Origin of the sequence: Bradyrhizobium sp. WSM1417, assembly GCF_000515415.1 — a bacterium.
Taxonomy (GTDB): Bacteria; Pseudomonadota; Alphaproteobacteria; order Rhizobiales; family Xanthobacteraceae; genus Bradyrhizobium.
The window spans coordinates 5,229,423-5,253,797 of sequence record NZ_KI911783.1 but is presented as its reverse complement, the minus strand read 5'-3'; the positions used below and the strand labels follow the sequence as shown (position 1 = coordinate 5,253,797).

The following is a 24,375-nucleotide window of genomic DNA, read 5'->3' as shown; positions in this document are numbered from 1 at the left end:
ATTAAATCATGGTCCAGGCAATCGTCTTTCTGCCTCTTCTGGGCGCCATTCTGGCCGGCCTCATCGCGCTGTTCGGCGCGCATGCCCGCAACCCCTCGGGCGACACGGTCGAGCATCACGATGATCACGGCCATGGCGCGCACGCCCATGCGTCGGACACGATCAACGAGGATGCGTCGGTCGTTCACGAAACTCATCACGAACCCGGCGACGGTCACGACGACCACCACGTGTCCGAGCCGCCCGCGGCGGGCTCGCGCGGCGCCGAGCTGATCACCACGGCATTGCTGTTCGTGTCGGCGGCGCTGTCCTGGATGACGCTGGTCGATGTCGGCTTCATGCACCACGACATGCGCATTCCGCTGCTGCCGTGGATCCTGTCCGGCGATCTCCAGGTCTACTGGACGCTGCGGGTCGACACGCTCACCGCCGTGATGCTGGTGGTGGTGACCACCGTGTCCTCGCTCGTGCACCTCTATTCCATCGGCTACATGGACGAGGACCCGAACCGGCCGCGCTTCTTCGGCTATCTCTCGCTGTTCACTTTCGCGATGCTGATGCTGGTGACCGCGGACAACCTGGTGCAGCTGTTCTTCGGCTGGGAAGGCGTGGGTCTGGCGAGCTACCTCCTGATCGGCTTCTGGTACCAGAAGCCGTCGGCGAACGCCGCCGCCATCAAGGCCTTCGTGGTCAACCGCGTCGGCGATTTCGGCTTCGCGCTCGGCATCTTCGCGATCTTCCTGCTGGCCGGCTCGACCGATTTCGAGACCATCTTCCACGCCGCGCCGGGCCTGACCGGCAAGACCATCGACTTCCTCGGCTGGCACGCCGACGCGCTGACCCTGACCTGCCTGCTGCTGTTCATGGGCGCGATGGGCAAATCGGCGCAGTTCCTGCTGCACACTTGGTTGCCGGACGCGATGGAAGGCCCGACCCCGGTGTCGGCGCTGATCCACGCTGCGACCATGGTCACCGCCGGCGTCTTCATGGTGGCGCGCCTGTCGCCACTGTTCGAGCTCGCGCCGAACGCGCAGGCCGTCGTGATGTTCTTCGGCGCCACCACGGCGTTCTTCGCGGCGACCATCGGTCTGGTCCAGAACGACATCAAGCGCATCGTCGCCTACTCGACCTGTTCGCAGCTCGGCTACATGTTCGTGGCGATGGGAGCAGGGGCCTATTCGGTCGGCATGTTCCATTTGTTCACGCACGCCTTCTTCAAGGCGCTGTTGTTCTTGGGCTCCGGCTCGGTGATCTACGCGATGCACCACGAGCAGGACATCCGCAACATGGGCGGCCTGTGGCGCAAGATCCCCTACACCTACGCGGTGATGGTGGTCGGCACGCTCGCGCTCACGGGATTCCCACTGACCGCCGGCTATTTCTCCAAGGACGCGATCATCGAGTCGGCCTACGCCTCGCACAATCCGTTCGCGATGTACGGCTTCCTGATGACGGTCGTCGCGGCCGGCCTGACCTCGTTCTACTCGTGGCGCCTGATCTTCAAGACCTTCCACGGCGAGCCGCATGACGATCACCACTACGAGGCCGCGCATGAAGCGCCGATCTGGATGCTGATCCCGATCGGTGTGCTGGCGGTCGGCTCCATCCTGGCCGGCTTCCCGTTCAAGGAGCTGTTCGCCGGTCACGGCATCGAGGAGTTCTTCCGCGAATCCGTGAAGATGAACCCGCACATCATCGAGGAGATGCACCACATCCCCGAGACCATCGCCTTCCTGCCGACGGTGATGATGGTGCTGGGCTTCCTGGTGTCATACCTGTTCTACATCCGCCGGCCTTATCTGCCGGTCGAACTCGCGAACACGCAGCCGATGCTGTACAAGTTCCTGCTCAACAAATGGTACTTCGACGAGCTCTACGACATCATCTTCGTCCGTCCGGCGAAGTGGATCGGCTACCAGCTCTGGAAGAAGGGCGACGGCTTCATCATCGACGGCCTCGGTCCCGACGGCGTCTCTGCCCGGGTGCTGGACGTCACCCGCAACGTCGTGAAAATCCAGACCGGCTATCTCTACCACTACGCGTTCGCCATGCTGATCGGTGCCGCCGGCCTGATCACCTGGTTCATGTTCGGCTTTGGGGGCCAGTAAAATGACGACCTGGCCAATTCTATCCGTCACGACGTTCCTGCCGCTGGTCGGCGCGCTGATCGTCTATCTCAGCCGCGGCGATGACGAGGCTAGCAGGCGCAACTCGCGCTGGATCGCGCTGTGGACCACGCTGATCACCTTCGCGGTGTCGGTGATCCTGGTCATGCGGTTCGATGCGTCGAGCGCCGACTTCCAGTTCGTCGAGAAGGCGAACTGGCTTGCTACCGGCATCACCTATCACATGGGTGTGGACGGCATTTCGTTGCCGCTGGTGATCCTGACCACCGCCATCATGCCGTTCTGCATCATCGCGAGCTGGAAGGCGATCACCAACCGCGTCCGCGAATACATGATGGCGTTCCTGATCCTGGAAACGCTGATGATCGGCACCTTCTCGGCGCTCGATCTCGTGCTGTTCTACCTGTTCTTCGAAGGCGGCCTGATCCCGATGTTCCTGATCATCGGCGTCTGGGGCGGTCCGCGCCGGGTCTATGCGTCCTTCAAGTTCTTCCTCTACACGCTGCTCGGCTCGGTCCTGATGCTGCTCGCCATCATGGCGCTGTACTGGAACGGCGGCACCACCGACATCCCGACCCTGATGCACACCGCCGTGCCGCGCTCACTGCAGACCTGGGCGTGGCTTGCCTTCTTCGCCTCGTTCGCGGTGAAGATGCCGATGTGGCCGGTGCACACCTGGCTCCCCGACGCCCACGTCGAGGCGCCGACCGCAGGCTCGGTGGTCCTGGCTGCGATCATGCTGAAAATGGGCGGCTACGGCTTCCTGCGTTTCTCGCTGCCGATGTTCCCGCTGGCCTCGCATGACTTCGCGCCGTTGATGTTCACGCTCTCGGTCATTGCCATCATCTACACCTCGCTGGTGGCGCTGATGCAGGAGGACATGAAGAAGCTGATCGCGTACTCCTCGGTGGCGCATATGGGCTTCGTCACCATGGGCATCTTCGCCGGCACCATGCAGGGCGTCGCCGGCGGCGTGTTCCAGATGATCTCGCACGGCATCGTCTCCGGCGCGCTGTTCCTCTGCGTCGGCATCGTTTACGACCGCATGCACACCCGCGAGATCGCGGCCTATGGCGGCCTCGTCAACCGGATGCCGCTCTACGCGCTGACCTTCATGGTCTTCACCATGGCCAATGTCGGTCTGCCCGGCACCTCCGGCTTCGTCGGCGAGTTCATGACGCTGCTCGGCACCTTCAAGGTCTCGATCCCGACCGCGTTCTTCGCCACCTTCGGCGTGATCCTGTCGGCCTGCTATGCGCTGTGGCTTTACCGCAAGGTCGTGTTCGGGGCGCTGGTCAAGCCGTCGCTGGCGAGCATGAAGGATCTCACCTTCCGGGAGGGCCTGACGCTGTTCCCGCTGATCGCGCTGACGATCCTGTTCGGCATCTATCCGAAGCCGGTGCTCGACATGTCGGCGGCCTCGGTCCAGCAACTCGTCAATAATTACAACACCGCTGTGACGGCCGTGAAGGCCGCCGCACTGCTCCAGTGAGCGGGCAGGTCAGGATATCGCCATGAGCTTTGAGACTGCAGGTTATCAACTGGCGCCGGTGCTGCCCGAGCTCGTGCTCGCGGTCGGGGCCATGGCACTCCTGATGCTCGGCGCCTATCGCGGGCAGGAGACCACCAAGACGGTCACGACGCTTGCGGTGCTGCTCCTGATCGTGGTCGGCGTGCTCGAATACATGTTGCCCGCGGGCAAGCACGTGACCTTCGGCGGCAGCTTCATCGTCGATGATTTTGCCCGCTTCATGAAGATCCTGGCCCTGATCGGCTCGGCGGTGACGCTGGTGCTGTCGACCGAGTTCCTGTCGGATCCGTCGCGCCGCATCTTCGAATACGCGATCCTGGTGCTGCTCTCGACTCTCGGCATGATGGTGCTGATCTCGGCCGGCGACCTGATCTCGCTCTATCTCGGCCTCGAATTGATGTCGCTGGCGCTCTACGTCGTCGCGGCCTCCAACCGCGACAACGCCAAGTCGACCGAAGCCGGCCTGAAGTACTTCGTGCTCGGCGCGCTGTCCTCGGGCATGCTGCTCTACGGCTCCTCGCTGATCTACGGCTTCACCGGCACCGTCGCCTTCACCGGCATCGCGGCGTCCGCGACGATCTCGAATGTCGGCCTGGTGTTCGGCCTGGTCTTCCTGCTTGCCGGCCTCTGCTTCAAGGTCTCGGCCGTGCCGTTCCACATGTGGACGCCCGACGTCTACGAGGGCGCGCCGACGCCCGTGACAGCCTTCTTCGCCTCGGCGCCGAAAGTGGCCGCGCTCGCGGTCTTCACCCGCGTTACGTTGACAGCATTCCCGGGCATCGTCTCGCAGTGGCAGCAGATCCTGGTGTTCGTGGCGATCGCCTCGATGGCGCTGGGCTCGTTCGCCGCGATCGGCCAGAGCAACATCAAGCGCCTGATGGCCTATTCCTCGATCGGCCATATGGGCTTTGCCCTGGTCGGCCTCGCGGCGGGCACGGTCGAGGGCGCGCAGGGCGTCTTGATGTACATCGTGATCTATGTCGCGATGACGCTGGGCTCCTTCGCCATCATCCTGGCCATGAAGCGCAACGGCCAGCCGGTCGAGCAGATCAGCGATTTCGCAGGTCTGTCGCGGACCAATCCGCTGCTCGCCTTCATGTTCGCGATGCTCCTGTTCTCGCTCGCCGGCATCCCGCCGCTCGCCGGCTTCTTTGCCAAATGGTATGTCTTCGTCGCCGCCATCAAGGCGAACCTGTTCACGCTCGCCGTCATCGGCGTGCTGACCAGCGTGGTCGGCGCCTACTACTATCTGAGCATCGTCAAGACGATGTATTTCGACGAGCCGGCCGGTCAGGTCGATCCGGTGCGCGTCGAGGTCAAGACGGTGCTGGCGGTCGCGGGCCTGTTCAACATCCTGTTCGCCCTGTTCGCGGGCCCGGTGGTGAGCGTCGCTTCCGCCGCCGCCAAGTCGCTGTTCTAGGATGGCATTCGCGCTCGGTCCTCGTGCGGCGTCGGCGGGCTACAAGCTCGCAGCTTTCGAACGGACCGGCTCGACCAATACCGAGGCGATCGAGCGCGCGAGGGGCGGCGAACGCGGCCCGATGTGGTTCGTGACGTCGGAGCAGACCGCCGGCCGTGGCCGCCGCCAACGCGCCTGGATCGCACCGAAGGGTAACCTCGCAGCCAGCGTCCTCGAAGTCCTCGACGTCGCCCCTTCCGTCGCCGCGACGATCGGCTTTGCGGCTGGGCTGGCCGAGGAGGCCGCGCTGGAGAAGGTCAGCCTGGAGGCTGCACTGCGCCTCGGCGAGGGCCGTCTCCGCTACACCCTGAAATGGCCGAACGACGTGCTGGCCGGCGGCAAGAAGCTGGTCGGCATCGGCCTGGAGGCCGAAGCCATCGGCGAGCGTCTTGCCATCGTCGTCGGCATCGGCACCAACGTCGTCGCCGCGCCCGAGGGCACGCCCACACCGGCGGTGTCACTGTCCGCGCTCGGCGTCCAGATCAGCGCGGAGGAGTTGTTCTCGGCGCTCTCGGACGCCTGGGTGGAATTCCGCGGTATCTGGGACAATGGTCGCGGCTTTGCCGAAATTCGCAAATTGTGGCTGGAGCGCGCTGCCGGCCTCGGCGAGCGGGTCGCGATCCACACGGGAGTGATGACGCTGGAAGGCATTTTTGACACGATCGACGACACCGGCTGCCTGATCGTCCGCACCCCGGAGGGCCGGCGCGTGCCGGTGGCCGCGGGCGAGGTGTTCTTCGGCACGGCCGCCTCCGTTGGAGCTGCGTGATGGCGAAGCCTGAAGAACTGGTATTTGCACCGCTCGGCGGCGTCGGTGAGATCGGCATGAATTTGTCGATCTACGGCCTCGGCAACCGCCAGCAGCGGGCCTGGCTGGCGATCGATCTCGGCGTCTCCTTCGGCGACGAGGAGCATCTGCCGGGCATCGACCTGATCATGCCGGATGTCAGCTTCCTGGAGAAGGAACGCAAGAACCTGATGGGCCTGGTGCTGACCCACGCCCATGAGGACCATTTCGGCGCCATCATCGACCTGTGGCCGAAGCTGAAATGCCCGATCTACGCGACCCAGTTCAGCGCCGCGCTGTTCGAGGCCAAGTGCGCCGCCGAGCGCAATGCGCCGAAGATCCCGGTGACGGTGGTGCCGTCAGGCGGGCGCGTCGATATCGGCCCGTTCAACGTCGAGTTCATTCCGGTCGCGCATTCGATTCCGGAGTCGCATGCGTTGGCGATTCACACCGAAGTCGGCACGGTGCTGCACACCGGCGATTGGAAGATCGATCCGACCCCGATCATCGGCCGCCCGACTGACGAAAAGCGGCTGCGTGAGCTCGGCGATGCGGGCCTGCTCGCCTTGATCGGCGATTCCACCAACGCCGTGCGCGACGGCCGCTCACCCTCGGAAGCCGAGGTTGCAAAATCCATCACCGAGCTCGTCAAGGCCGCCAAGGGCCGCGTCGCGGTCACGACCTTTGCCTCCAACGTCGCGCGCCTCAAGGCCGTCGCCATCGCCGCGAAAGCCGCCGACCGTGAGGTCGTCGTGGTCGGCCGCGCCATGGAACGCGTCGTGCAGGTCGCGCGCGAGACCGGCTATCTCGATGGCGTGCAGAGCTTCCGCTCCCCCGACGTCTACGGTCATCTGCCGCAGGACAAGGTGCTGGCGCTCTGCACCGGCAGCCAGGGCGAGCCGCGTGCCGCGCTGGCGCGCATCGCCAATGACGACCATCCCGAGATCACGCTCAACCGCGGCGATAGCGTGATCTTCTCCTCGCGCACCATTCCCGGCAACGAGAAGGCGGTCGGCGCCATCATCAATGGCCTGGTCTTGCAGGGCGTGGAGGTCATCACCGACCGCGACCAGCTGGTCCATGTCTCCGGTCATCCCCGCCGCGACGAATTGCGCGACATGATCGCCTGGACCAGGCCGCAGCTCCTGATCCCGGTCCATGGCGAGGCCCTGCACCTGAACGAGCACGCCAAGCTAGCGCGTGCCGCCGGCGTGCCGCGCGTGCTGGTTTGCCGCAACGGCGATCTCGTCAAGCTCGGCCCCGGCGATCCCGGCATCATTGGGCAAGTGCCCGCGGGCCGTCTCTACAAGGACGGCACGATTCTGGAGGACTCCAAGTCCCGCGCGGTGATCGAGCGGCGCCGCATGGCGTTCTCCGGCTGCGCCTTTGTCGCCATCGTCATGACGGAGCAGGGCGAGCTTGCCGACGATCCCGCGGTCGAACTGGTCGGCATCCCCGAGAAGAACAAAGCGGGCGAGCCCTTCGACGACATCGTCTTCGACGCCGTGGTCTCCACCGTCGAGGGCCTGCCGAAGGCGCGCCGTCGCGACGCGGATGCACTGGCTGAGTCGGTGCGACGCGCTGTCCGCTCCGTGATCAACGAACATTGGGGCAAAAAGCCCCCCTGTCTGGTACACGTCCTGACAGTGTAACGGGAGAAGAACGATGCTGGGCCGGCTCAACCATGTCGCGATCGCGACCAAGGACGCCGTCAAGGCCGCCAAAATCTATGGCGCTGCGTTCGGGGCCCAGATCTCGGAGGCCGTCGCGCTGCCCGAGCATGGCGTCATCACCGTGTTCGCGACGCTGCCCAACACCAAGATCGAGTTCATCGAGCCGCTCGGCGAGGCCTCGCCGATCGCAAAGTTCCTCGACCGCAACGCCGACGGCGGCATCCACCACGTCTGCTACGAGGTGGTCGACATCATCGCCTCGCGCGACACGCTGGTGAAGGAGGGCGCAAGGGTGCTCGGCGACGGCGTGCCGAAGATCGGCGCCCACGGCAAGCCGGTGCTGTTCCTGCACCCGAAGGACTTTTCCGGCGCGCTGGTCGAAATCGAGCAGGCATAGGCCGAAGCCATGGCCATCCAGATCTCAACCGCAATCGCGATCTACTTCGTCATCTGGTGGGTCGCGCTGTTCCTGACGCTGCCGTTCGGCGTGCGCAGCCAGCACGAGGACGGCGTCGGAGTGCCGGGCAGCGACCCCGGCGCGCCGATCCTGACGCGCATGAGGAGCAAGCTGATCTGGACCACGATCATCTCGGCGATCATCTACGGGATCGCCATGGTTGCCTATCATGCCGGCTATCTCTCGATCGAACGCCTGTCGAAATTGATGGGCATGCCGTTCTAAGAATGTTTGGTTGGCTTTGTTGGGGGACCAATGACTTTTCAGCGGATCGTCGTCGCGCTTCTGGTGCTGATCGTCGCCGGCCTCGGTGCCATCGGCTATTTCGAGTGGAAGATGGCCGTGCAGGTGCGCACCCTGAAGGCGTTCGTCGAGGGCTACGTCTTCAACGAGGCCGTGGTCGCCTGCGAGCAGGCCAAGAGCTCGACGCCGTTCAAGTGGAACGGCGGCAAGAGCACCGCGGTGATCGGCCTGAACTCGGTCAAAACAGACAAATACACCGTCAGCGCCAGCTACACGCTGGTGGCGGACAGCGTCTATTGTGATTACGATCCGATCAAAAGAAAGGCCGAGATCGGCTCGAGCTTCCTGGAGCGGGAGTAACGATCCGGCCCCTATATGGGATGGGATCGTCATGACCGGAGACCGGGCAGGGGATTATCGGATTCTGCATGAGGCGGCGTTGCGGGATTATCTCGCAGGCGTTGCGGATATCGCTGCGACCCTCGGCGGCGAGCCGGCCTCCTGGTCGATCACGGAAGTCGGCGACGGCAATCTCAATCTCGTCTTCATCGTCAAGGGTAGCCGCGGCGGCGTCGCCGTGAAGCAGGCGCTGCCCTATGTCCGCTTGGTCGGCGAGAGCTGGCCGCTGCCGCTGTCCCGGGCGCATTACGAATATCTTGCTTTGTCGCGGCAGGCCGAGCTCGCGCCCGGCCTCGTGCCGGCGCTGCTGCATCACAACGAGGCCCTGGCGCTGACGGTGATGGAGCTGCTCGAGCCCCATATCATCATGCGTAAGGGGATGGTTGCGGGGACGCGATATCCGCGCTTTGTCGATGACATCACCACCTTCATGGCGCGGACATTGTTCTTCACCTCCGACCTCGCGCTATCGGCGGCCGAGAAGAAGCAGGGCATCGCAGCCTTCGCCGGCAACCATGCGCTGTGCAAGATCACCGAGGATCTGATCTTCACCGATCCCTACCGGATCGCCGAGCAGAACCGCTGGACCGCGCCATATCTCGATGCGCTCGCCGTAGAGCTGCGCGAGGACATGGAATTGCATGTCGCGATCTCCCGGCTGAAGCTCAAATTCATGGCGAGCCCCGAGGCGCTGCTCCACGGCGACCTGCACACCGGCTCGATCATGGTGACGGACGGCGAGACGCGGGTGATCGACCCCGAATTCGCATTCTACGGCCCGATGGGTTTCGATGTCGGCGCCGTGCTGGCCAACCTGCTGATGGCCTATTTTGCCTCCGCCGGCCACGAACGCTCGCCGGGCGAGCGGCGTGCGTTCGAGGCCTGGGTGCTGGAGACGGTCGAGCAGGTCTGGAACGTGTTCGCGCGCAAGTTCCTCGAGCTCTGGCGCGCCGGCGCCGCAGGCGATGCCTATCCCGCCTCGCTCTTCGCCGGCGAGACAGGCGCGGCACGGCTGGAGGCCGAGCGGCAGGCCTACATGCAGCGGCTGTTCGCGGACACGGTCGGCTTCGCCGCGGCAAAAACCATCCGCCGCATTTTCGGCCTCGCCCACAATATCGATTTCGAGCTGATCGAGGATCCGCGCCGGCGCGCGGTCAGCGAAGCACGCGCCGTGAGGCTGGCAAGGACGATGATGCTGGAGGCGGGGGTGTTTCCAACCATCGCGGACGTCACTGGTGCGGCGCGAAAATTGCGCGACTGGCAGCCGGAGTTCTAGCGGGCGTCTTCGCAAATCGGCGAGGCCCGCGCGACGCTCGCATACGTCAACCCCTTCAAGGCGCTTGCGCTCGACCCGCCGTGGATGGTCAACTCTCGGACCAGAGCACGGCTTGCGTTGTCGGAGGGACCATGATGTTCAGGATAGTGGCGATCGTCGCGGGTCTGGGGCTGGCACTGGCGGCCTCGGCGGAGGCCCAGACCCCGCGCAAGGGCGGAACCATCCGCATGACCGCGCCTTATGGCTCGAGTTTCACCAGCCTGGACATTCTTACCACGCAGCGCGCCCAGGACGAGATCTACGCCAAGGCCCTGCACCGGTCGCTGTACATCTGGAATTCCACGGAAGGCAAGCCGGTGCTGGAGCTTGCCAAGGAGGACGTCGTCTCGGGCGGAGGTCTCGTTCACACCTTCAAGCTGCGCGACGACGCCTATTTCCACAACGGCCGCAAGATGACGGCCGACGACGTCATCTGGACCTACAACCGCATCATGGACGGCACCAAGGCTTATCCCGGCGCGCGCTATGTCCGCGTGATCGAGGGCGCGGCGGCGGTCGAGAAGGGCCAGGCCAAGGAGATCTCCGGCCTGAAGAAGATCGACGACTTCACCATCGAGATGAAGCTGACCGAGAAAGTCGATCCGGGCTTCTACTTCTGGAACGCGATCACGTCGATCTATCCCGCCGACGAAGCCGCCAAGGAGAGCTTTCTCCAGAAGCCGATCGGTCTAGGGCCCTTCAAATTCGTCGAGCACGTGCCGGGATCGCGCATCGTTCTGGAACGCTGGGACCGGTTCTACAAGCCCGGCAAGCCCTACGCCGACAAGATCATCGTGTCGGTCATGGGCGAGGCCGCGGCCCGCGATGTCGCCTTCCGCAACAAGGAGATCGACACCTCGGTGCTGGGACCGGCGCAATATGTCGCCTATCAGAACGACGCCGACCTCAAGGGCACCGTGGTCGAAGTCGCCGAGGTCTTCACCCGCTACATGGGGATGAATCCCGCGTTCAAGCCGTTCGCCGACAAGCGGGTCCGGCAGGCGATCAACTACGCGATCGACACCGACCTGATCATCAACAAGCTGGTCAAGGGCAAGGCCTATCGCGCCACCAGCTGGCTGCCGCTCACCTCTTCCGCCTACGACAAGGCCTTGAAGCCCTACGCCTTCGATCCCGCCAAGGCCAAGCAGCTGCTCGCTGACGCCGGCTATCCCTCGGGCTTCGAATTCGAATGGACCACCAGCCAGAACGAGAGCTGGGGTCTGCCGATCGTCTCGGCCGTGATCCCGATGCTGGACAGGGTGGGCATCAAGGCGAAGGTCAAGCAGGTCGAAACCGCGGTGCTGGCGGAGGTGGTTCGCAGCGGCGACTACCAGGCGTTTGTCTATTCGCAGGCGACCGGACCCGATCCCCAGGCCGCCCTCAAATGCTTCCACTCGGCGACACCGCAGTCGGCCTGCAACTACATGAACTTCAAGAATGCCGAGTTCGACAAGCTGATCGACGAGGCCGGTCAGTCCGATGACGCTGCGAAGCGTACCCAGCTGCTGCAAAAGGCCAATGCTGTTCTCTACGAAGAGGCGCCGGTCTGGTTCTTCAACTACAACAAGGCCGTCATGGCGGTGCAGCCGTGGCTCAAGGGAATTCAGCTGAACGCGACGGAACTCACCCATCAGAACGTCGAAGACCTCTGGGTCGACGAGACCTCGCCCGCGAAGTGACACGCGCTCTCGCGCTCCCTCCGTCGCCATGAGCGGCGGAGGGAGAGAGGAAAAGTGCCGATGCTCTCCTTCCTGTTCCGCCGTCTCCTGCAGACCATTCCGACCGTGCTCGCCGTGGTGGCCTTGGTGTTCGTGCTGTTCAGCGTCGTTCCCGGCAGCATCGTCTCGTCGATGAGCGACGATGCCGATCCGCAGGTCGAGCTGCGCATGAAGAAGCAGCTCGGGCTCGACGATCCCGTCTATGTCCGCTTCGGCACCTACATCGCCAAGCTTGCGACCGGTGATTTCGGCACCTCGTTCCGGACGCGGGAGCCTGTGACGTTCATGATCGCCAAACGGATATGGCCGACGCTCCAGCTCATCTTCACGGCCATGGCGTTTTCTGTCGTGATCGGTGTTCCCCTGGGTTTCATCGCGGCGCTGAAGCCGGGGGGCATCGTCGACACGCTGGCCATGGTCGTGGCGGTATCAGGCCTTTCGATCGCCAAATTCTGGCTCGGACTGGTGCTGATGTATCTGTTTGCGTTGAAGCTCGGCTGGCTGCCGAGTTTCGGCTATGGCGATGGCGGACTGAAGTACCTGATCCTGCCTGCCGTGACGCTCGGCGTCTCGCCGATGGCGCTGTTCGCCCGGACCACACGCGCTGCGGTCCTCGAGATCATGACCGCGGATTTCGTCCGCACCGCGCGCTCCAAGGGCATGAGCGAGACCCGCGTCGTGAAGTGGCATGTGATGCGCAACGCGCTCGTCATCATTCTCACCACCGTCGGCCTCCAGTTCGGCGCGCTGATGGGGCAGGCGGTCGTGGTCGAGAAGCTGTATTCCTGGCCGGGCATCGGCTCGCTGCTGGTCGACAGTGTCCTGCAGCGCGACATCCCGGCCGTGCAGGGCTCCATTCTTGTCGTGGTGCTGTCCTTTCTCGCCATCAATCTGCTGATCGACGTGCTCTACGGCGTGATCGATCCCAGGATCAGATACGCATGAAGCTCCGCGCCAATCTCGTCATCGGTGGCGCGCTGTTCGCGCTTGCGATCCTGGTCGGCCTGCTCGCGCCCTGGCTGGCGCATACCGATCCTGTCCTGGACGCCAATTTGCTGAACGCGGAAGAGCCTCCGAGCTGGACCTGGTGGTTCGGCACCGACGACCAGGGCCGCGACATCTATTCCCGCGTCGTCTATGGCGCGCGCGTTTCGCTGACGGTCGGCATCGTCTCGCAGCTCATCAACAGCGTCATCGGCGTAGCGCTCGGCCTGAGCGCCGGCTATTGGGGCGGCTGGTGGGACGATGTCGTCAACGGCCTGACCAATCTCATGCTCGCGATTCCCTCGCTGATCTTCGCGCTGGCCATCATGGCGGTGCTCGGTCCCGGCCTGACCAGCCTTCTGATCGCACTCGGCTTGACCAACTGGTCCTTCACGTGCCGGATCGCGCGGGCCTCGGCGCTGTCGCTGAGGAGCCAGGGCTATGTGCAGGCCGCGACCGTGCTCGGCTACGGCGATCTGCGCATCATGATCACGCAGCTGCTGCCGAACATGCTGGGGCCGATCGTCGTCATCGGCACGCTCGGCATGGGCAGCGCGGTCCTATCCGAAGCCGCGTTGTCGTTTCTTGGCCTCGGCGTCCGCCCGCCGTTTCCGAGCTGGGGCAGCATGTTGTCGGATGCCCGCGACCAGATCACGACGGCGCCGTGGCTCTCGGTGTTTCCCGGCCTCGCGATCTTCCTGACGGTGCTCGGCCTCAATCTGCTCGGCGACGGCCTGCGCGACATTCTCGATCCGCAATCGCGGAGCCGGCGGACATGACCGGCGCGCCGCTGATCGAAGTCGAGGATTTGCGCATCGATCTCGACGATGGATCGCGGCGCGTTGCGGCGGCCGAGGGTATTTCATTCCGCATCGATCGCGGCGAGACCTTCGGCCTGGTCGGTGAATCCGGCTGCGGCAAGAGCATCACGGCGCTCGCCTTGATCGGCCTGTTGCGGCAGCCGCTGTCGATCGGCGGCGGTACCATCCGGTTTGAGGGGCGGGAGATCCAGCACCTTTCAGCCGCAAGGCAACGGGACCTGCGCGGCAATCGCATCGCCATGATCTTCCAGGAGCCGATGACGGCGCTGAATCCGGTCTCGCCGGTGGGCCGGCAGATCGCCGAGATGTTCGTGCTGCACAAGGGCAAGAGCTGGCGGGAGGCCGACAGGTTGGCAGTCGAGGCGCTGGCAAGCGTCCGCGTTCCCGCGCCGGAGCGGCGCGTGAAGGATTACCCGCACCAGCTGTCCGGCGGCATGCGCCAGCGCGTGATGATCGCCATCGCACTCGCCTGCGGTCCGGATCTCCTGATCGCCGACGAGCCGACCACGGCACTCGACGTGACCGTGCAGGCGGAGATCATCGAGCTGATGCGGAATTTGTGCGCCGAGCGGGGAACCGCAATCCTGATGATCAGCCACGATCTCGGGCTGGTCGCCAATGTCTGTCGCCGCGTGGCCGTGATGTATGCCGGCCGCATCGTCGAGGAGCGCGGCTCGGCTGACATCTTCCGGGCGCCCTCCCATCCCTATACGCGAGGCCTGGTCGCCTCGCTGCCGCGGCTCGGCAGTCGCGCAGCCCTTGGCCGCAGCCGGCTGACGGAGATCGCGGGTGTGGTCCCGGCCATCACGAATTTCCCCGATGGCTGCCGGTTCAATCCGCGTTGCGCGCAGGCGACCGATATTTGCCGGACCACCGCGCCGGGAGCGGATTTGCTGGAGGCGGGCGGTCTGGTCAGGTGTCATCACCATGCATGAGCCGCATGACAGGTTGGGTGAGACACGGCCGGACGACGATGTCATTCTCAGCGTCAGGGATCTCGCCGTCCATTTTCCGCTCGGAGGCGGCCTGCTGGGGCGCGGCCGTCGGCTGCTCCGTGCCGTCGACGGCGTCGATCTTACCCTGAAGCGCGGCGAATGCCTCGGCCTCGTCGGCGAGTCCGGCTCCGGCAAGTCCACGGTCGCATTGTCGATCCTTGGCCTCTTGACGCCGACGCGCGGCCGCATCGTGCTGGACGGACAGGTCGTGACCAACAGGCCATCCGGCGATCGGAAGGCGCTGGCCCGCATCGTGCAAATCGTGTTTCAGGATCCCTACGCCTCGCTCAATCCGCGCCAGACCGTTCGCCGCACGCTGGAGGATCCCCTCCGTGTGCATGGCGTGACGGCCAAGAGCGAGATCGAGGACCGCGTCGCGAAGATGCTGCGGCATGTGGGCCTGCGGCCGGAGCAGGCCGATCGCTATCCGCATGAATTCTCGGGCGGCCAGCGCCAGCGCATCGGCATTGCTCGTGCGCTGATCCTCAATCCAAAAATCGTCATCTGCGACGAACCCGTCTCGGCGCTCGATGTCTCGATCCGCGCGCAGATTATCAATCTGCTGCTGGAGTTGAAGGAAACCCTCGGCCTCTCCTACATCATGATCAGCCACGATCTCGGCGTCGTCGAACACATGAGCGACAAGGTCGCCGTGATGTATCTCGGCCGCATCGTCGAGAACGGCCACTGGCGCGAGATCTTCGAGCGGCCTGCGCACCCCTATACGCAAGCCCTGATCGCCGCCATCCCCGATCCCTTGCGTCATGCGCCGCTCGCGACGACAGGTGGCGACCTTCCCAACCCGCTCAATCCGCCGAATGGATGCGCGTTCAGCCCACGGTGCCGGTATGCGGAGGCGGTGTGTCGGAGCGAGCCGGGGCCGGCGCTGGAGACGCGAGCCGACGGGCACGCGGTGAGATGCTGGCGAGCGGATGAGATTGCGGGGCAGGCGGCGTTGGTGTCGACCGAGGGCGAACATTTTTAGGAAGGAGTGCGGCGACCGAAGCGGAAAACTTGGTGAGCCCTCCGCTGCGTGGCCAGAAGCGGCAGTTGAGCTGCCCTCAAACACGAGCGACTGAACGCTATAGAAGGCATAGAAAGCGTCTCACGAATGTCAGCGCCGTCTGCGCCACCTCCCGCCAGCCGCTGTTTATGGGCAGCGAGCGGTCGCGTCGCGGAAGTTGGACGAACTCGGTAACAGGGTGCTTGTTGCGCTTCTGCCGTTCGTAGACGGCGCGGGTGACCGATGGCGGCACGGTGTGGTCGCGCTCGCCGGAGATCGTCAGCAGCGGTCCACGCCCGGCGGCCTCGACGTCGACGGGAGCCTCGGTCCAGACGGGCAGCTCCAGCACCCCGCGAAACGGAGCCGGTTCGATCGCCACCGTCGCAGCCGAAAGCCCGCGCCCGGCTAGGGTCTGCGCGATCAGCCCGCCAAACGAATGGCCGATCAGCGCCGGGCGGCGGTCCAGCGCCCCGGCGATGCGGGCGAAATGCGCCGCGGCCTCGCCGATGGTTTCCGGTGCCGCGGCGCCGCCCAGCTCCGCCGGCCATCCGGGCGCCAACGGAGCATAGCCGGCGGCCTCGAACATTTCGGCCCATCGGTCCCACGAGCTGGGATTCGACCACAGGCCATGGATGAAGATAACCGGCGGCTTCTGCGATGCGTTGGTCCGCTCGATCATCGCAGCGTCGACGGTCTCCATGATCATGATCAGTGGCCTTCGACCGCGAACAGGATCTCCGAAAAGCCGGTCACTGTTGCCGCGCGGTTCCAGTCCCGCTGCAGTTCGCAGATCAGCTGCACCCAGCTGGTGGGCTGGGCACCGGCTTGGACCAGGCGCAGCAGGCCGGCGTCGTGCGCCTCGCGGGAGGTGCCACCCACCGCGTCGACCACCGGATAGACTTCGAAACCCTCCTGTAGCGCGTCCAGCGCCGGGTGCACGAGGCACACCTCGGTCCAGAGCGCCGTCATGATCAGCTTGTTGCGGCCGGTGTTGCGGACTGCGGCGACGAAGTCCGCGTCCTCCCACGCGTTGATCGAGGTCCGGTCGATTGGCACGACATCCGGAAAAACATCCGATATCTGGTGGATGGTGGGTTGGTTGCGACCGGTGGCGACATTCACGGTAGCGATCACCGTCGGCAGGGCGAATAGCTTCGCGGTCCTGGCCACCGCGGTGATGTTGGCGACGAGGGTCCGCTTGGGCATCGATTGGATCGAGCTGACCTGAACCGGTTGGTAGTCGATGATCACCAAAGCCGCATTATGCGGGGTCAAAAGCCGGTCGGTCTTGGGATCGCGGATGGTGGGAAAGGACGTCATCGGAATTTCCTTGGATTTGAAGTGCTCTGGAGCAGGTCAGTGGGATGCGGGCGGGGGGACGAAAGCCGTGTCGCTGGGGCCGATCCCGGTCAGACGGACGACCGCACCCTCGGCCCGTGTGAAGGCGAAGTGCGCAACGCCGCCGGGCTCGGTGTAGAGGCCGCCTGCCGTCAATGGCCTGACCGGCGCGTCGGAAACCTTGCTGCCGTAACCGAAGTACCAGGTGCCGGAAATCACCGTGGCGAAGCGGTCGTCGCGGTGGGTGTGCGGTGCGATCGCGGTGTTCGGCGGCACGTGAATTTCGAGCACATACGGGCCGGCCTTGGCGGGGTCGCCCGAGAGCAGCACGGTACGGATAGCAGCAACTCCAGAGGTGCCGGCGCCTGCGCCGGACTGCGGCATTGCCTGCGTCTGCTCCAGCGTCAGAGCGGTCTGACCCAGGTGCCCGTTCTCCGCGGCGATGGGCCGTTCGTTGAGGAAGGCCTCGATCGCGGCCGACGTAGCCGCGGGTTGCTCCTCCATCAGCCAGTGCCCGGAGCCTCCGATGACCCGCTCCTGCACGTCGACCGCGCCGGCCTGCATCACCGCCGCCATTGCCGGGCCGAAGGATGCCCCGCCCCCGATCGCGAGAACCGGCATGAGCAGCTTGCCGTGCGCCGAGAGCCAGGCGCGGTTGTCGATCGCGTCCTGATCGAAGGCGGCGAACTGGCGAAAGCCGGCGTGCATGCGCCCCGGCGCGGCGTAAAGCTGCGCGTAGTGGGCTCGGGACGCCTCCGGGAAATTGGCCGGATTGGCTGAGAACTCGTTCCAGAACCGGTCGAGATAGATCCGCTCGCGGCCGGCCACCAGGCGCTCCATATCCGGCCCGCCGAACCGGAAGTGCCACAGCAACGGGTTCTTCAGGATTTCTTCCCACGGCCCGACGCCCGGCACCGGCGCATCCATCAGCACCAGTTTCGTCACCCGCCCGGCGTGCCGTGAGGCCAGAGCGAACGCGACCATGTTGCCGATGTCGTGCGCCACGATGTCAGCGCGCGGCGCTTGCAGCGTGTTCATCACGCCGACGATGTCTTCCGCCTGATTGACCTTCTCGAAACCGGCCTCGGCGCGGGCGGAAAGGCCCATGCCCCGCAGATCGGGCACGATCACCGTGTGATTGCGAGCAAGGTTCGTCGCGAGCGGCGCCCACATGTCTCCGGTCTCGCCATAGCCATGCAGCAGCACGACCGTCGGTCCAGACCCGCCGACCCGGACGTGGAGGGTCGTGCCATTGGTCGCGACCTCTTCAGTGTGGAAGGTATTCGGGAAATCCGTGGGCCCGTCGGCCGCTGACGCGGCGGCGGTGCCGGCCAGGATGGCGAGCGCGGCTCCGGTGAGGGCAAACCGGCGAAGCTGGTCGGGGACGTTCATGGGCGATCTCCTGTGTTGGCCTTTTTCGTAGACGCAAAGCTAGACGAGGAAGATCGTTGGGATTAGCTAGTATCCAGGCCAAGCATTTTTGACTGGAGCGCAAAGGTGGCAGCAGATACCGCGGACCGTGCCCGGGAACTGGAAGTGTTCTGCGCGGTCATCGACGGTGGCAGCTTCTCGGCTGCGGGCCGCGCGTTTGGACTGACGCCGTCGGCCGTGAGCCGCACTCTGGACCGGGTCGAGCAGCGGCTCGGCGTACGCTTGCTGTTGCGGACGACGCGCGCGTTGACGCCGACCGCGGAAGGCCGCGCCTATCTCAGCGCGGCCCGCCGCATTCTCGCCGATCTCGACGAAGCCGAGCAGGCGATCTCCGACCAGGGTTCGCCGCGCGGCCGCATCCGGGTCAGCGCTGCGGTCTCCCACGGGCGTCTTTGCATCGTGCCTCTGCTTGGCGAGTTCGTGCGCCGCTATCCGAACATCGTGGTCGACATCAATCTTGGCGACGGGATCGTTGACGTCGCTGCGGGGCAGGCGGATGTGGCGGTTCGCGGCGGTCCGCTGACTGACAGCGCGCTCACGGCGCGGCGGCTCAGCGAGAACGGCCGAACCATCGTCGCCTCGCCGGACTACCTGGCGCGCTGGGGCGTGCCCGAAACCCCGGAAGACCTCTACAACCACAATTGCCTGAATTTCAGTTTTCGCCGGGCCGAGCCGGTTTGGCCGTTCCGCCGGGACGGAGTCGACTTCGCCCTGAAGGTGCGAGGCGCCATCGAGGCGAACAGTGGCGAGACACTGGGCCAGCTGGCGCTCGACGGCGTCGGCATCGCCCGTGTCGGCAATTTCAGTCTCGGGGACGCGATCGCGGAGGGGCGCCTGGTCCCGCTTCTCGAACCGTTCAATCCTGGTGACAAGGAGATCTTCCACGCCGTCTTCGTCGGCGGGCCGAACATGCCTGCTCGCGTCCGAGTATTCGTGGACTATCTTGTGGAGTGCATGGGCGGCAGTCGTGTTGAGGGAAAATCTGGTTGGCACGCGAGGCGTGGAACGGAATCGGTTTCGACCTGACGCGACGGAGGCGGTCGACGGCTTCGGCTCTCCAGAACCTATGATGTCTGGTGCTAGCGATATCCGCCAACGACATGTGAAATGGCGTCGCGGCGAGGCTGTCGATTGTCGGTCGAGCCTATCGTCTGACGCCGACTAGTCGAGGGCGACGATTTCCGAGCGCGTTCTCAGCCGCCAAGCCCCGCAGCCACGCACGAAAACTGACGATCTCCGGGCAATCCGCGGTACCCTCAGGCGCAATCAGCCAATCACCCAAACCCGATCCCTCATCGATCCGGTCGCAGCGATAACCGGGATGGTGGCCGAGGCCCCGGGCGATCAGCAGATCGACCTTACCCTCAACCAATTCGTGCAGGCCGGCCGGATGCAGCACCCGCAAGCCGATCTCCGCATGCGTGCTGCGAAACGCTGCCAGATCGAGGCGGCGGAGGTCGAAGCTGCCATGGACTCCCAATTGCAGCAGCACCGCACCTGCCGGTCTCAATTGCGAGGTCGCCTCCGCAATGTGGCGAAAGCCTTCGGAGACCCCGGGCAGATAGGCCTGACCGGCGACGGTGAGGATGAGCTGCTTATGCAGCCGCTCGAACAGCTGCACGCCGAGGCGCGCCTCCAGCGCCTTCACCTGCTGCCCCACGGCGGCGGGCGTCACGTGCAGCTCGTGTGCGGCCAGCTTGAAGCTGAGATGCCGCGCGGCGGCCTCAAAAGCGCGGAGCGCGTTGAGTGGGGGAAGGATGTAGGTCATCGGGCTCCATTTTGACACTGATGGGCTGTGGCCTTGCAATAGATTTTCTTGCGCTGAACCGCAGCAATGATGCTTTGCGAAGCGGTGATGGCGCCGGGTACGGTCGAACCGGCAATCCGGAGAAACCCAATGCCCCCAGCTCACATCGTCAGTCACAATCCCGCAACGGTCCATGCTCCCGCCGGCGGTTATTGCATGGGACTTGAACTGATGCAGCATCGCCGCCTGTTGTTCATCAGCGGCCAGGTGCCCCAGAGATCCGACGGCACCGTGCCTGACGGTTTTGAGGCACAGTGCGAGCAGGCCTGGCGCAATTTGATCGAGGTGCTCGCTGCCGCCGGCCTTGGGATCGCGCATCTGGTCAAGGTCAACACGTTCCTGACCGACCGCAATCAACTCGTGACCAACCGCTCCATTCGTCGCGCGATGCTGGGCGAACACCAGCCCGCGCTGACGGTCGTGATCGTCGAGACCGTCGACAGCCAATGGCTGCTGGAGATCGAGGCGATCGCCGCGGAGTGAAACCGGCCGACTTTGCAATAAGCCAATCATATCAGGTGTCCCATGGCTGAGATCATCCATCCGTTTTACGAAGCGCATCGCGGTGCCATGGAGGCCGCCATGGGCGAGCGGCTCGACCTGGCCGAAGCAATGTTGCGTGTGCGCGCGCAGCTTTCTGAGATCGAAGGCATCAGGCGGGAGGTGATGGACGAATTCGAAATCGTGCTCACCCAAATGCCCTATGTCGGCGGCGCGGCAAGCCGCATGAGCGATTTCTTCATGCGTCTGATGGGCTTCATGGCCATCAGCCGGGTGCTGCGGCGCCACGGCGTGCCGCTGCCTGTGATCGGCGAGATCGAGCGGGAAACCTACAAGGCGCAATTGCTCACCGTATCGGAAGCGGAACGTCTCGCGTCCGGCCGTCAGTTCATGTCGTCGGAGAACCAGGCCTTGCTACGCGAGCAGGCGGCAAGAAGCGCGAGTGAAAGCCATCAGACCGAATTTCCGGAAGATTTCGTCTACGATTTCGTCGAGCCCGATGCGGGTGACAGTTTTGAATTCGGCATCAACTACAAGGCCTGCGGCTTCTGCAAACTCGCGGCGCGCCATGGCGACAAGGAGATCCTGCCGAATATTTGCGGGCTCGATTTCGTCGCCTACGCAGCGCGAGGCATCCGCCTGGAGAGGACGCAGACGCTCGCGGGCGGTGCCAGCCACTGCAATTTCCGGTTCTCGCGGCTTGCGTTGGATCAGAAAGCGGAGAGCTAAGCCGCGCTGCCCTATTCCAACGCAGGTGGCCCTGAATTTCTCGCCTGCTGACGGAGGCGTGGTTCTTGCGCGCGCCTATTCGAGCGGCACGTTGGCCTGCTTGACGACAGCCGACCATTTCCTGATCTCGGCATCCACGAAACGGGTGAATTCAGCGCCCGATAGTTTGCCGGGAGTGACCCCCTGTGTTGCGAACTTCTCGGCAATTGCCGGGGAGGCCAGAATTTCGCTCATGACCTCGACCAGCCTGGAATAGGCAGGATTGCCATTCGCCGCCGGCATATACATGCCGAACCAGGCGGTCGCTTCAAAACCTTTGACGCCGGCTTCATCGAGCGTCGGAACGTCGGGAAGCGCCGCCGCGCGCGTCATGCTGGTGACCGCGAGGACGCGGATGTTGCCGGCCGAGGCGGCCGGAAGCACGGTTGGAAGCGTGTCGAACATGATCGGAATATGGCCGCCAAGCAGATCGTTCATCGCGGGCGCGGCTCCCTTGTAGGGGATGTGGACGATGTCGACGCCCGCCATTTGCTTGAAAAGTTCGCCGGACAGATGATTGGCGCCCCCGATTCCGGAGGAGCCGAACGACAGCTTGCCCGGATCCTTCTTCGCCAGCGCGATGAGCTCAGCGACGTTTCTCGCCGGAAACTCCTTGGAGACCACGAGTGCGTTCGGCGCGCTCGCGACCACGGCCACGGGTGAGAAGGCCACCTGCGTGTCATAGGGCAGCTGGCGGAACAGGCTCGGATTGATGACGTGGTGGGTCGCGGTGATCAGCAACACGCTGCCGTCGGGGGGCGCTTTCGCAACCGTCTCGGACCCAATGGTGCCGGACGCGCCGGCGCGATTTTCCACGATGGTCGAAACGCCGAGCTTGTCACCGAGGTATTGCGCGATGAAGCGCGCGAGAATGTCCGTGGTGCCGCCAGCCGGGAACGGCACGACGATCTTGATCTGGCTCGGAGGAAACTGCTGGGCTGATGCCAAGCCCAGCGGGATCGTCAACGATAGCAGCACCAGGCCGATAGCGAGCCAGAGCGTTCTCGCCCTTGCCATCCAGTTCATGAAGTCCTCCCGTCGAGCGGTCGAAATGCGCTCGTCTTGTTATGGTTGTCGCAAAGGCTGGGCGAGATCGACGCCGAGATCGGGGCTTTGTGCTCCGGTCAGGCCGCCATTGAACCGGATGTCGGAAATTCGATCATGGCTTCACCGGCCGCGACGTGCTCGCCCCTTTGATTGCGGACCAGTACGTCGATCAGCACCCAACGCGATTTCTGCGTCGACTGCTTGGACTTCACCACGCCTAGCGGCTGAATGGTGTCCCCGGGCTTGACAGGCTTGAGCCAGCGCGTCTCCAGGCGCCGCTGAATGGCACCGGCAGGATAGGCCCAATCCGTCAGCATCCGGGTGATCAGCCCGAAATTGTTCATGCCGTGCATGATGATGCCGCCGAAATTGGTCTTGCCGAAACTGTTTTTCATGTAGTCGTCGTCGAGGTGCAGGGGGTTGTAGTCGAGCGACCCGTCGCAAAACAGACGGATGGATTCGCGCGAGACGTCGAACTTTGGGCCGTCGATCGTGTCGCCCACGGTGAGGTTCTCGAAGCTGGTGCTCATGCCATGTTTCCTTGTCTGTCGTTGCGATCAGGCGGGGCGGATCGTCTGGCCACGGCCGGAACAAATGACGTCGCCGTGCTGGTTGAAGAACACGTTGTCGTGGACGACGAAGAGGCGCTCGCGCTTGATGAATTTGTCCAGTGCGCGTGCCTGCAGCGTGATGGTGTCTCCGGGCCGTGCCGGTTTGTTGTAACTCCAGGATTGACCGGCATTAATGGTCCCCGGCGTTCGCATCCAGTCGTCGGTGGGGGTGCAGGCGAACATCAGCAGGATGTGGATCGACGGCGGGGCGATCAGCCCGCCATAAGGAGTTTTCTTCGCGTAGGTCTCGTCGAAATAGAGCGGGTGGTCTTCGCCGACGGAGCGGCAGTAGAGCTGGATAGCTTCCAGCGTCAGCTTGTAGGGGATCGTCTTGCGCGGCTCACCCGGGACGATGTCGTCCCACACCTTGCGCAGATTGGCGTCCTTCCAGAAATCGGTCTCGAATGCCGGCGCTTGCGTCATCGCGTCTCCTCCCATACTGTTCGCCAGGCGAACGAATTATTCGTTTTGTGAACCACTATGCGCGGAGCTTGTCCGTCTCCGCAAGGGGGCTGTGACATTGCCAAAAGAGAGCGATGGATACGTTCGCGCGATCGAGCGAGGTTTCGCCCTGATCGAGGCGCTTGGCCGATCGCCGGGGCGGCATACGCTGTCAGAGGCCGCCGTCCACGCTGGGCTTAATCGCGCAACGGCGCGGCGCATGCTCGCCACCCTGGTGACGCTGAAATATTGCGAAGCCGACGGCCGCTATTTCCGCTTGCGGCCTCGTGCTCTGGGGCTTGGGTTGTCCTATCTGAACGCCTTGCCGTTCTGGGGCTATGCTCAGCGCGCGCTCGAAGATCTTCGCAACGACATCGGCGAATCCTGCGCCCTCGCGGTGCTCGATGAAACTGATATCGTCTATGCCCTGAGGCTTCCGGCGCGGCGTATCCTCTCCGCCAATCTCGGGATCGGCAGCCGGCTCCCCGCGCATCTCGTCTCGTTGGGACGCGTGCTTCTGGCTAACCTTACTCCGGAACAGAAAGCTCAATATTTGGCAACCACGCCACTCAAGTCAGTGACGCCACGGACCATCATTGATCCCAAACGCCTCGCTCAGGAACTGCAATTGACGGAGAAGCGGGGATACGCCTGGGTCGATGGCGAGCTCGATCCGGCGATTTGCGGCATGGCTGTTCCAATTCGCGATCAGGGCGGCAGCGTGGTTGCGGCGATCAGCATCAATCTGATTTCCGGGACGCTGAACGAGGCGGCCGCAAAGAAACGATATCTCGTGCGACTTCAGAAGACCGCCCAGGACATTCGGACTCAATCGGTGTCGTTGTCGTGATTGAGGATTGCGCGGCGGTCGTCCGCGCAGCGAACCAGGCGTGAAGCGCGCTTCGGAAAGCCGCGCG

General features: G+C 64.3%; 24 protein-coding genes and 2 pseudogenes. 19 read left to right on the top strand and 7 right to left on the bottom strand.

Features of this window, described 5'->3' with window-relative positions; translation table 11 throughout:
- Positions 1–8 precede the first annotated feature (8 nt).
- From nuoL to BRA1417_RS0125470, 14 genes are all read left to right on the top strand, one after another.
- Positions 9–2,108, top strand: a complete 2,100-nt coding sequence (nuoL, locus tag BRA1417_RS0125540; protein ID WP_027518245.1) for an NADH-quinone oxidoreductase subunit L — start codon at positions 9–11, stop codon at positions 2,106–2,108.
- 1 nt (position 2,109) lies between these two features.
- Positions 2,110–3,618, top strand: a complete 1,509-nt coding sequence (locus BRA1417_RS0125535; RefSeq protein ID WP_027518244.1) for an NADH-quinone oxidoreductase subunit M — start codon at positions 2,110–2,112, stop codon at positions 3,616–3,618.
- Positions 3,619–3,640: 22 nt separating this feature from the next.
- A complete protein-coding gene (gene nuoN / locus BRA1417_RS0125530) occupies positions 3,641–5,077 on the top strand; it encodes an NADH-quinone oxidoreductase subunit NuoN (RefSeq protein ID WP_027518243.1) in 1,437 nt (478 codons plus the stop codon).
- 1 nt (position 5,078) lies between these two features.
- Positions 5,079–5,885, top strand: coding sequence for a biotin--[acetyl-CoA-carboxylase] ligase (locus BRA1417_RS0125525; protein WP_027518242.1), 807 nt, complete (start codon positions 5,079–5,081; stop codon positions 5,883–5,885).
- The gene (locus BRA1417_RS0125520) at positions 5,885–7,555 is read left to right on the top strand and encodes a ribonuclease J (protein ID WP_027518241.1); all 1,671 of its coding nucleotides are present in this window, start codon (positions 5,885–5,887) and stop codon (positions 7,553–7,555) included. Before BRA1417_RS0125525 ends, BRA1417_RS0125520 begins: the two co-directional genes overlap by 1 nt.
- Before the next feature lie 13 nt (positions 7,556–7,568).
- Positions 7,569–7,973 carry a methylmalonyl-CoA epimerase gene (gene mce / locus BRA1417_RS0125515; RefSeq protein ID WP_027518240.1) on the top strand — a complete coding sequence of 135 codons (405 nt, stop codon included), beginning with the start codon at positions 7,569–7,571 and terminating at the stop codon, positions 7,971–7,973.
- A 9-nt stretch (positions 7,974–7,982) separates the two neighbouring features.
- Entirely contained in the window at positions 7,983–8,258 is a 276-nt protein-coding gene (locus tag BRA1417_RS0125510) for a DUF1467 family protein (protein WP_027518239.1), read from the top strand.
- Positions 8,259–8,288: 30 nt separating this feature from the next.
- On the top strand, positions 8,289–8,636 hold the full coding sequence (locus BRA1417_RS0125505) for a hypothetical protein (protein ID WP_027518238.1): 348 nt from the start codon (positions 8,289–8,291) through the stop codon (positions 8,634–8,636).
- Positions 8,637–8,667: 31 nt separating this feature from the next.
- Positions 8,668–9,951, top strand: a complete 1,284-nt coding sequence (gene mtnK / locus BRA1417_RS0125500) for an S-methyl-5-thioribose kinase (protein ID WP_027518237.1) — start codon at positions 8,668–8,670, stop codon at positions 9,949–9,951.
- Positions 9,952–10,082: 131 nt separating this feature from the next.
- Positions 10,083–11,672: an ABC transporter substrate-binding protein gene (locus BRA1417_RS0125495; RefSeq protein WP_027518236.1), complete on the top strand. Its 1,590-nt coding sequence runs from the start codon at positions 10,083–10,085 to the stop codon at positions 11,670–11,672.
- 60 nt (positions 11,673–11,732) lie between these two features.
- Positions 11,733–12,656, top strand: a complete 924-nt coding sequence (locus tag BRA1417_RS0125490) for an ABC transporter permease (protein WP_027518235.1) — start codon at positions 11,733–11,735, stop codon at positions 12,654–12,656.
- Complete coding sequence (locus BRA1417_RS0125485) at positions 12,653–13,474, top strand: ABC transporter permease (RefSeq protein WP_027518234.1); 822 nt, start codon at positions 12,653–12,655, stop codon at positions 13,472–13,474. Before BRA1417_RS0125490 ends, BRA1417_RS0125485 begins: the two co-directional genes overlap by 4 nt.
- Positions 13,471–14,451 (top strand): ABC transporter ATP-binding protein, encoded by a 981-nt coding sequence (locus BRA1417_RS40840; protein WP_035968799.1) that lies wholly within the window; start codon positions 13,471–13,473, stop codon positions 14,449–14,451. Before BRA1417_RS0125485 ends, BRA1417_RS40840 begins: the two co-directional genes overlap by 4 nt.
- The gene (locus tag BRA1417_RS0125470; RefSeq protein ID WP_027518233.1) at positions 14,444–15,496 is read left to right on the top strand and encodes an ABC transporter ATP-binding protein; all 1,053 of its coding nucleotides are present in this window, start codon (positions 14,444–14,446) and stop codon (positions 15,494–15,496) included. The genes BRA1417_RS40840 and BRA1417_RS0125470 overlap by 8 nt, the downstream gene beginning before the upstream one ends.
- A 97-nt stretch (positions 15,497–15,593) precedes the next feature.
- On the opposite strand, the gene BRA1417_RS0125465 is transcribed toward BRA1417_RS0125470, so the two are convergent.
- From BRA1417_RS0125465 to BRA1417_RS0125455, 3 genes and pseudogenes are all read right to left on the bottom strand, one after another.
- Positions 15,594–16,220: an alpha/beta hydrolase gene (locus tag BRA1417_RS0125465; protein ID WP_027518232.1), complete on the bottom strand. Its 627-nt coding sequence runs from the start codon at positions 16,218–16,220 to the stop codon at positions 15,594–15,596.
- Between the two features lie 2 nt (positions 16,221–16,222).
- Positions 16,223–16,834 carry a hydrolase gene (locus BRA1417_RS0125460; protein ID WP_027518231.1) on the bottom strand — a complete coding sequence of 204 codons (612 nt, stop codon included), beginning with the start codon at positions 16,832–16,834 and terminating at the stop codon, positions 16,223–16,225.
- Positions 16,835–17,305: 471 nt separating this feature from the next.
- Positions 17,306–18,244: pseudogene (locus BRA1417_RS0125455) on the bottom strand (alpha/beta fold hydrolase); the annotation flags it as partial.
- A gap of 105 nt (positions 18,245–18,349) precedes the next feature.
- Here BRA1417_RS0125455 and BRA1417_RS0125450 point away from each other — a divergent pair.
- Positions 18,350–19,309, top strand: a complete 960-nt coding sequence (locus BRA1417_RS0125450) for a LysR family transcriptional regulator (protein WP_027518229.1) — start codon at positions 18,350–18,352, stop codon at positions 19,307–19,309.
- A gap of 118 nt (positions 19,310–19,427) precedes the next feature.
- Here BRA1417_RS0125450 and BRA1417_RS0125445 read toward each other — a convergent pair whose 3' ends face one another.
- Positions 19,428–20,051: a LysR family transcriptional regulator gene (locus BRA1417_RS0125445; protein WP_027518228.1), complete on the bottom strand. Its 624-nt coding sequence runs from the start codon at positions 20,049–20,051 to the stop codon at positions 19,428–19,430.
- Positions 20,052–20,180: 129 nt separating this feature from the next.
- Here BRA1417_RS0125445 and BRA1417_RS0125440 point away from each other — a divergent pair, with 129 nt between their 5' ends.
- Both BRA1417_RS0125440 and BRA1417_RS0125435 read left to right on the top strand, forming a co-directional pair.
- Positions 20,181–20,573 carry a RidA family protein gene (locus tag BRA1417_RS0125440; protein ID WP_027518227.1) on the top strand — a complete coding sequence of 131 codons (393 nt, stop codon included), beginning with the start codon at positions 20,181–20,183 and terminating at the stop codon, positions 20,571–20,573.
- A gap of 42 nt (positions 20,574–20,615) precedes the next feature.
- Complete coding sequence (locus BRA1417_RS0125435; RefSeq protein ID WP_027518226.1) at positions 20,616–21,320, top strand: L-2-amino-thiazoline-4-carboxylic acid hydrolase; 705 nt, start codon at positions 20,616–20,618, stop codon at positions 21,318–21,320.
- 75 nt (positions 21,321–21,395) lie between these two features.
- On the opposite strand, the gene BRA1417_RS0125430 is transcribed toward BRA1417_RS0125435, so the two are convergent.
- The 3 genes from BRA1417_RS0125430 to BRA1417_RS0125420 all read right to left on the bottom strand — a co-directional run bounded on the left by BRA1417_RS0125430 (position 21,396) and on the right by BRA1417_RS0125420 (position 23,440).
- A complete protein-coding gene (locus BRA1417_RS0125430; RefSeq protein WP_084462289.1) occupies positions 21,396–22,385 on the bottom strand; it encodes a tripartite tricarboxylate transporter substrate binding protein in 990 nt (329 codons plus the stop codon).
- Positions 22,386–22,483: 98 nt separating this feature from the next.
- Positions 22,484–22,936, bottom strand: a complete 453-nt coding sequence (locus BRA1417_RS0125425) for a MaoC family dehydratase (protein ID WP_027518224.1) — start codon at positions 22,934–22,936, stop codon at positions 22,484–22,486.
- Between the two features lie 27 nt (positions 22,937–22,963).
- Complete coding sequence (locus BRA1417_RS0125420; RefSeq protein ID WP_027518223.1) at positions 22,964–23,440, bottom strand: MaoC family dehydratase; 477 nt, start codon at positions 23,438–23,440, stop codon at positions 22,964–22,966.
- On the opposite strand from BRA1417_RS0125420, the pseudogene BRA1417_RS45700 reads away from it, so the two are divergent.
- Both BRA1417_RS45700 and BRA1417_RS0125415 read left to right on the top strand, forming a co-directional pair.
- Positions 23,370–23,708, top strand: a pseudogene (locus tag BRA1417_RS45700) (helix-turn-helix domain-containing protein); the annotation flags it as partial. The gene BRA1417_RS0125420 and the pseudogene BRA1417_RS45700 sit on opposite strands and share 71 nt — an antisense overlap.
- Before the next feature lie 72 nt (positions 23,709–23,780).
- Positions 23,781–24,308 (top strand): IclR family transcriptional regulator C-terminal domain-containing protein, encoded by a 528-nt coding sequence (locus BRA1417_RS0125415; RefSeq protein WP_245286370.1) that lies wholly within the window; start codon positions 23,781–23,783, stop codon positions 24,306–24,308.
- Positions 24,309–24,375 lie beyond the last annotated feature (67 nt).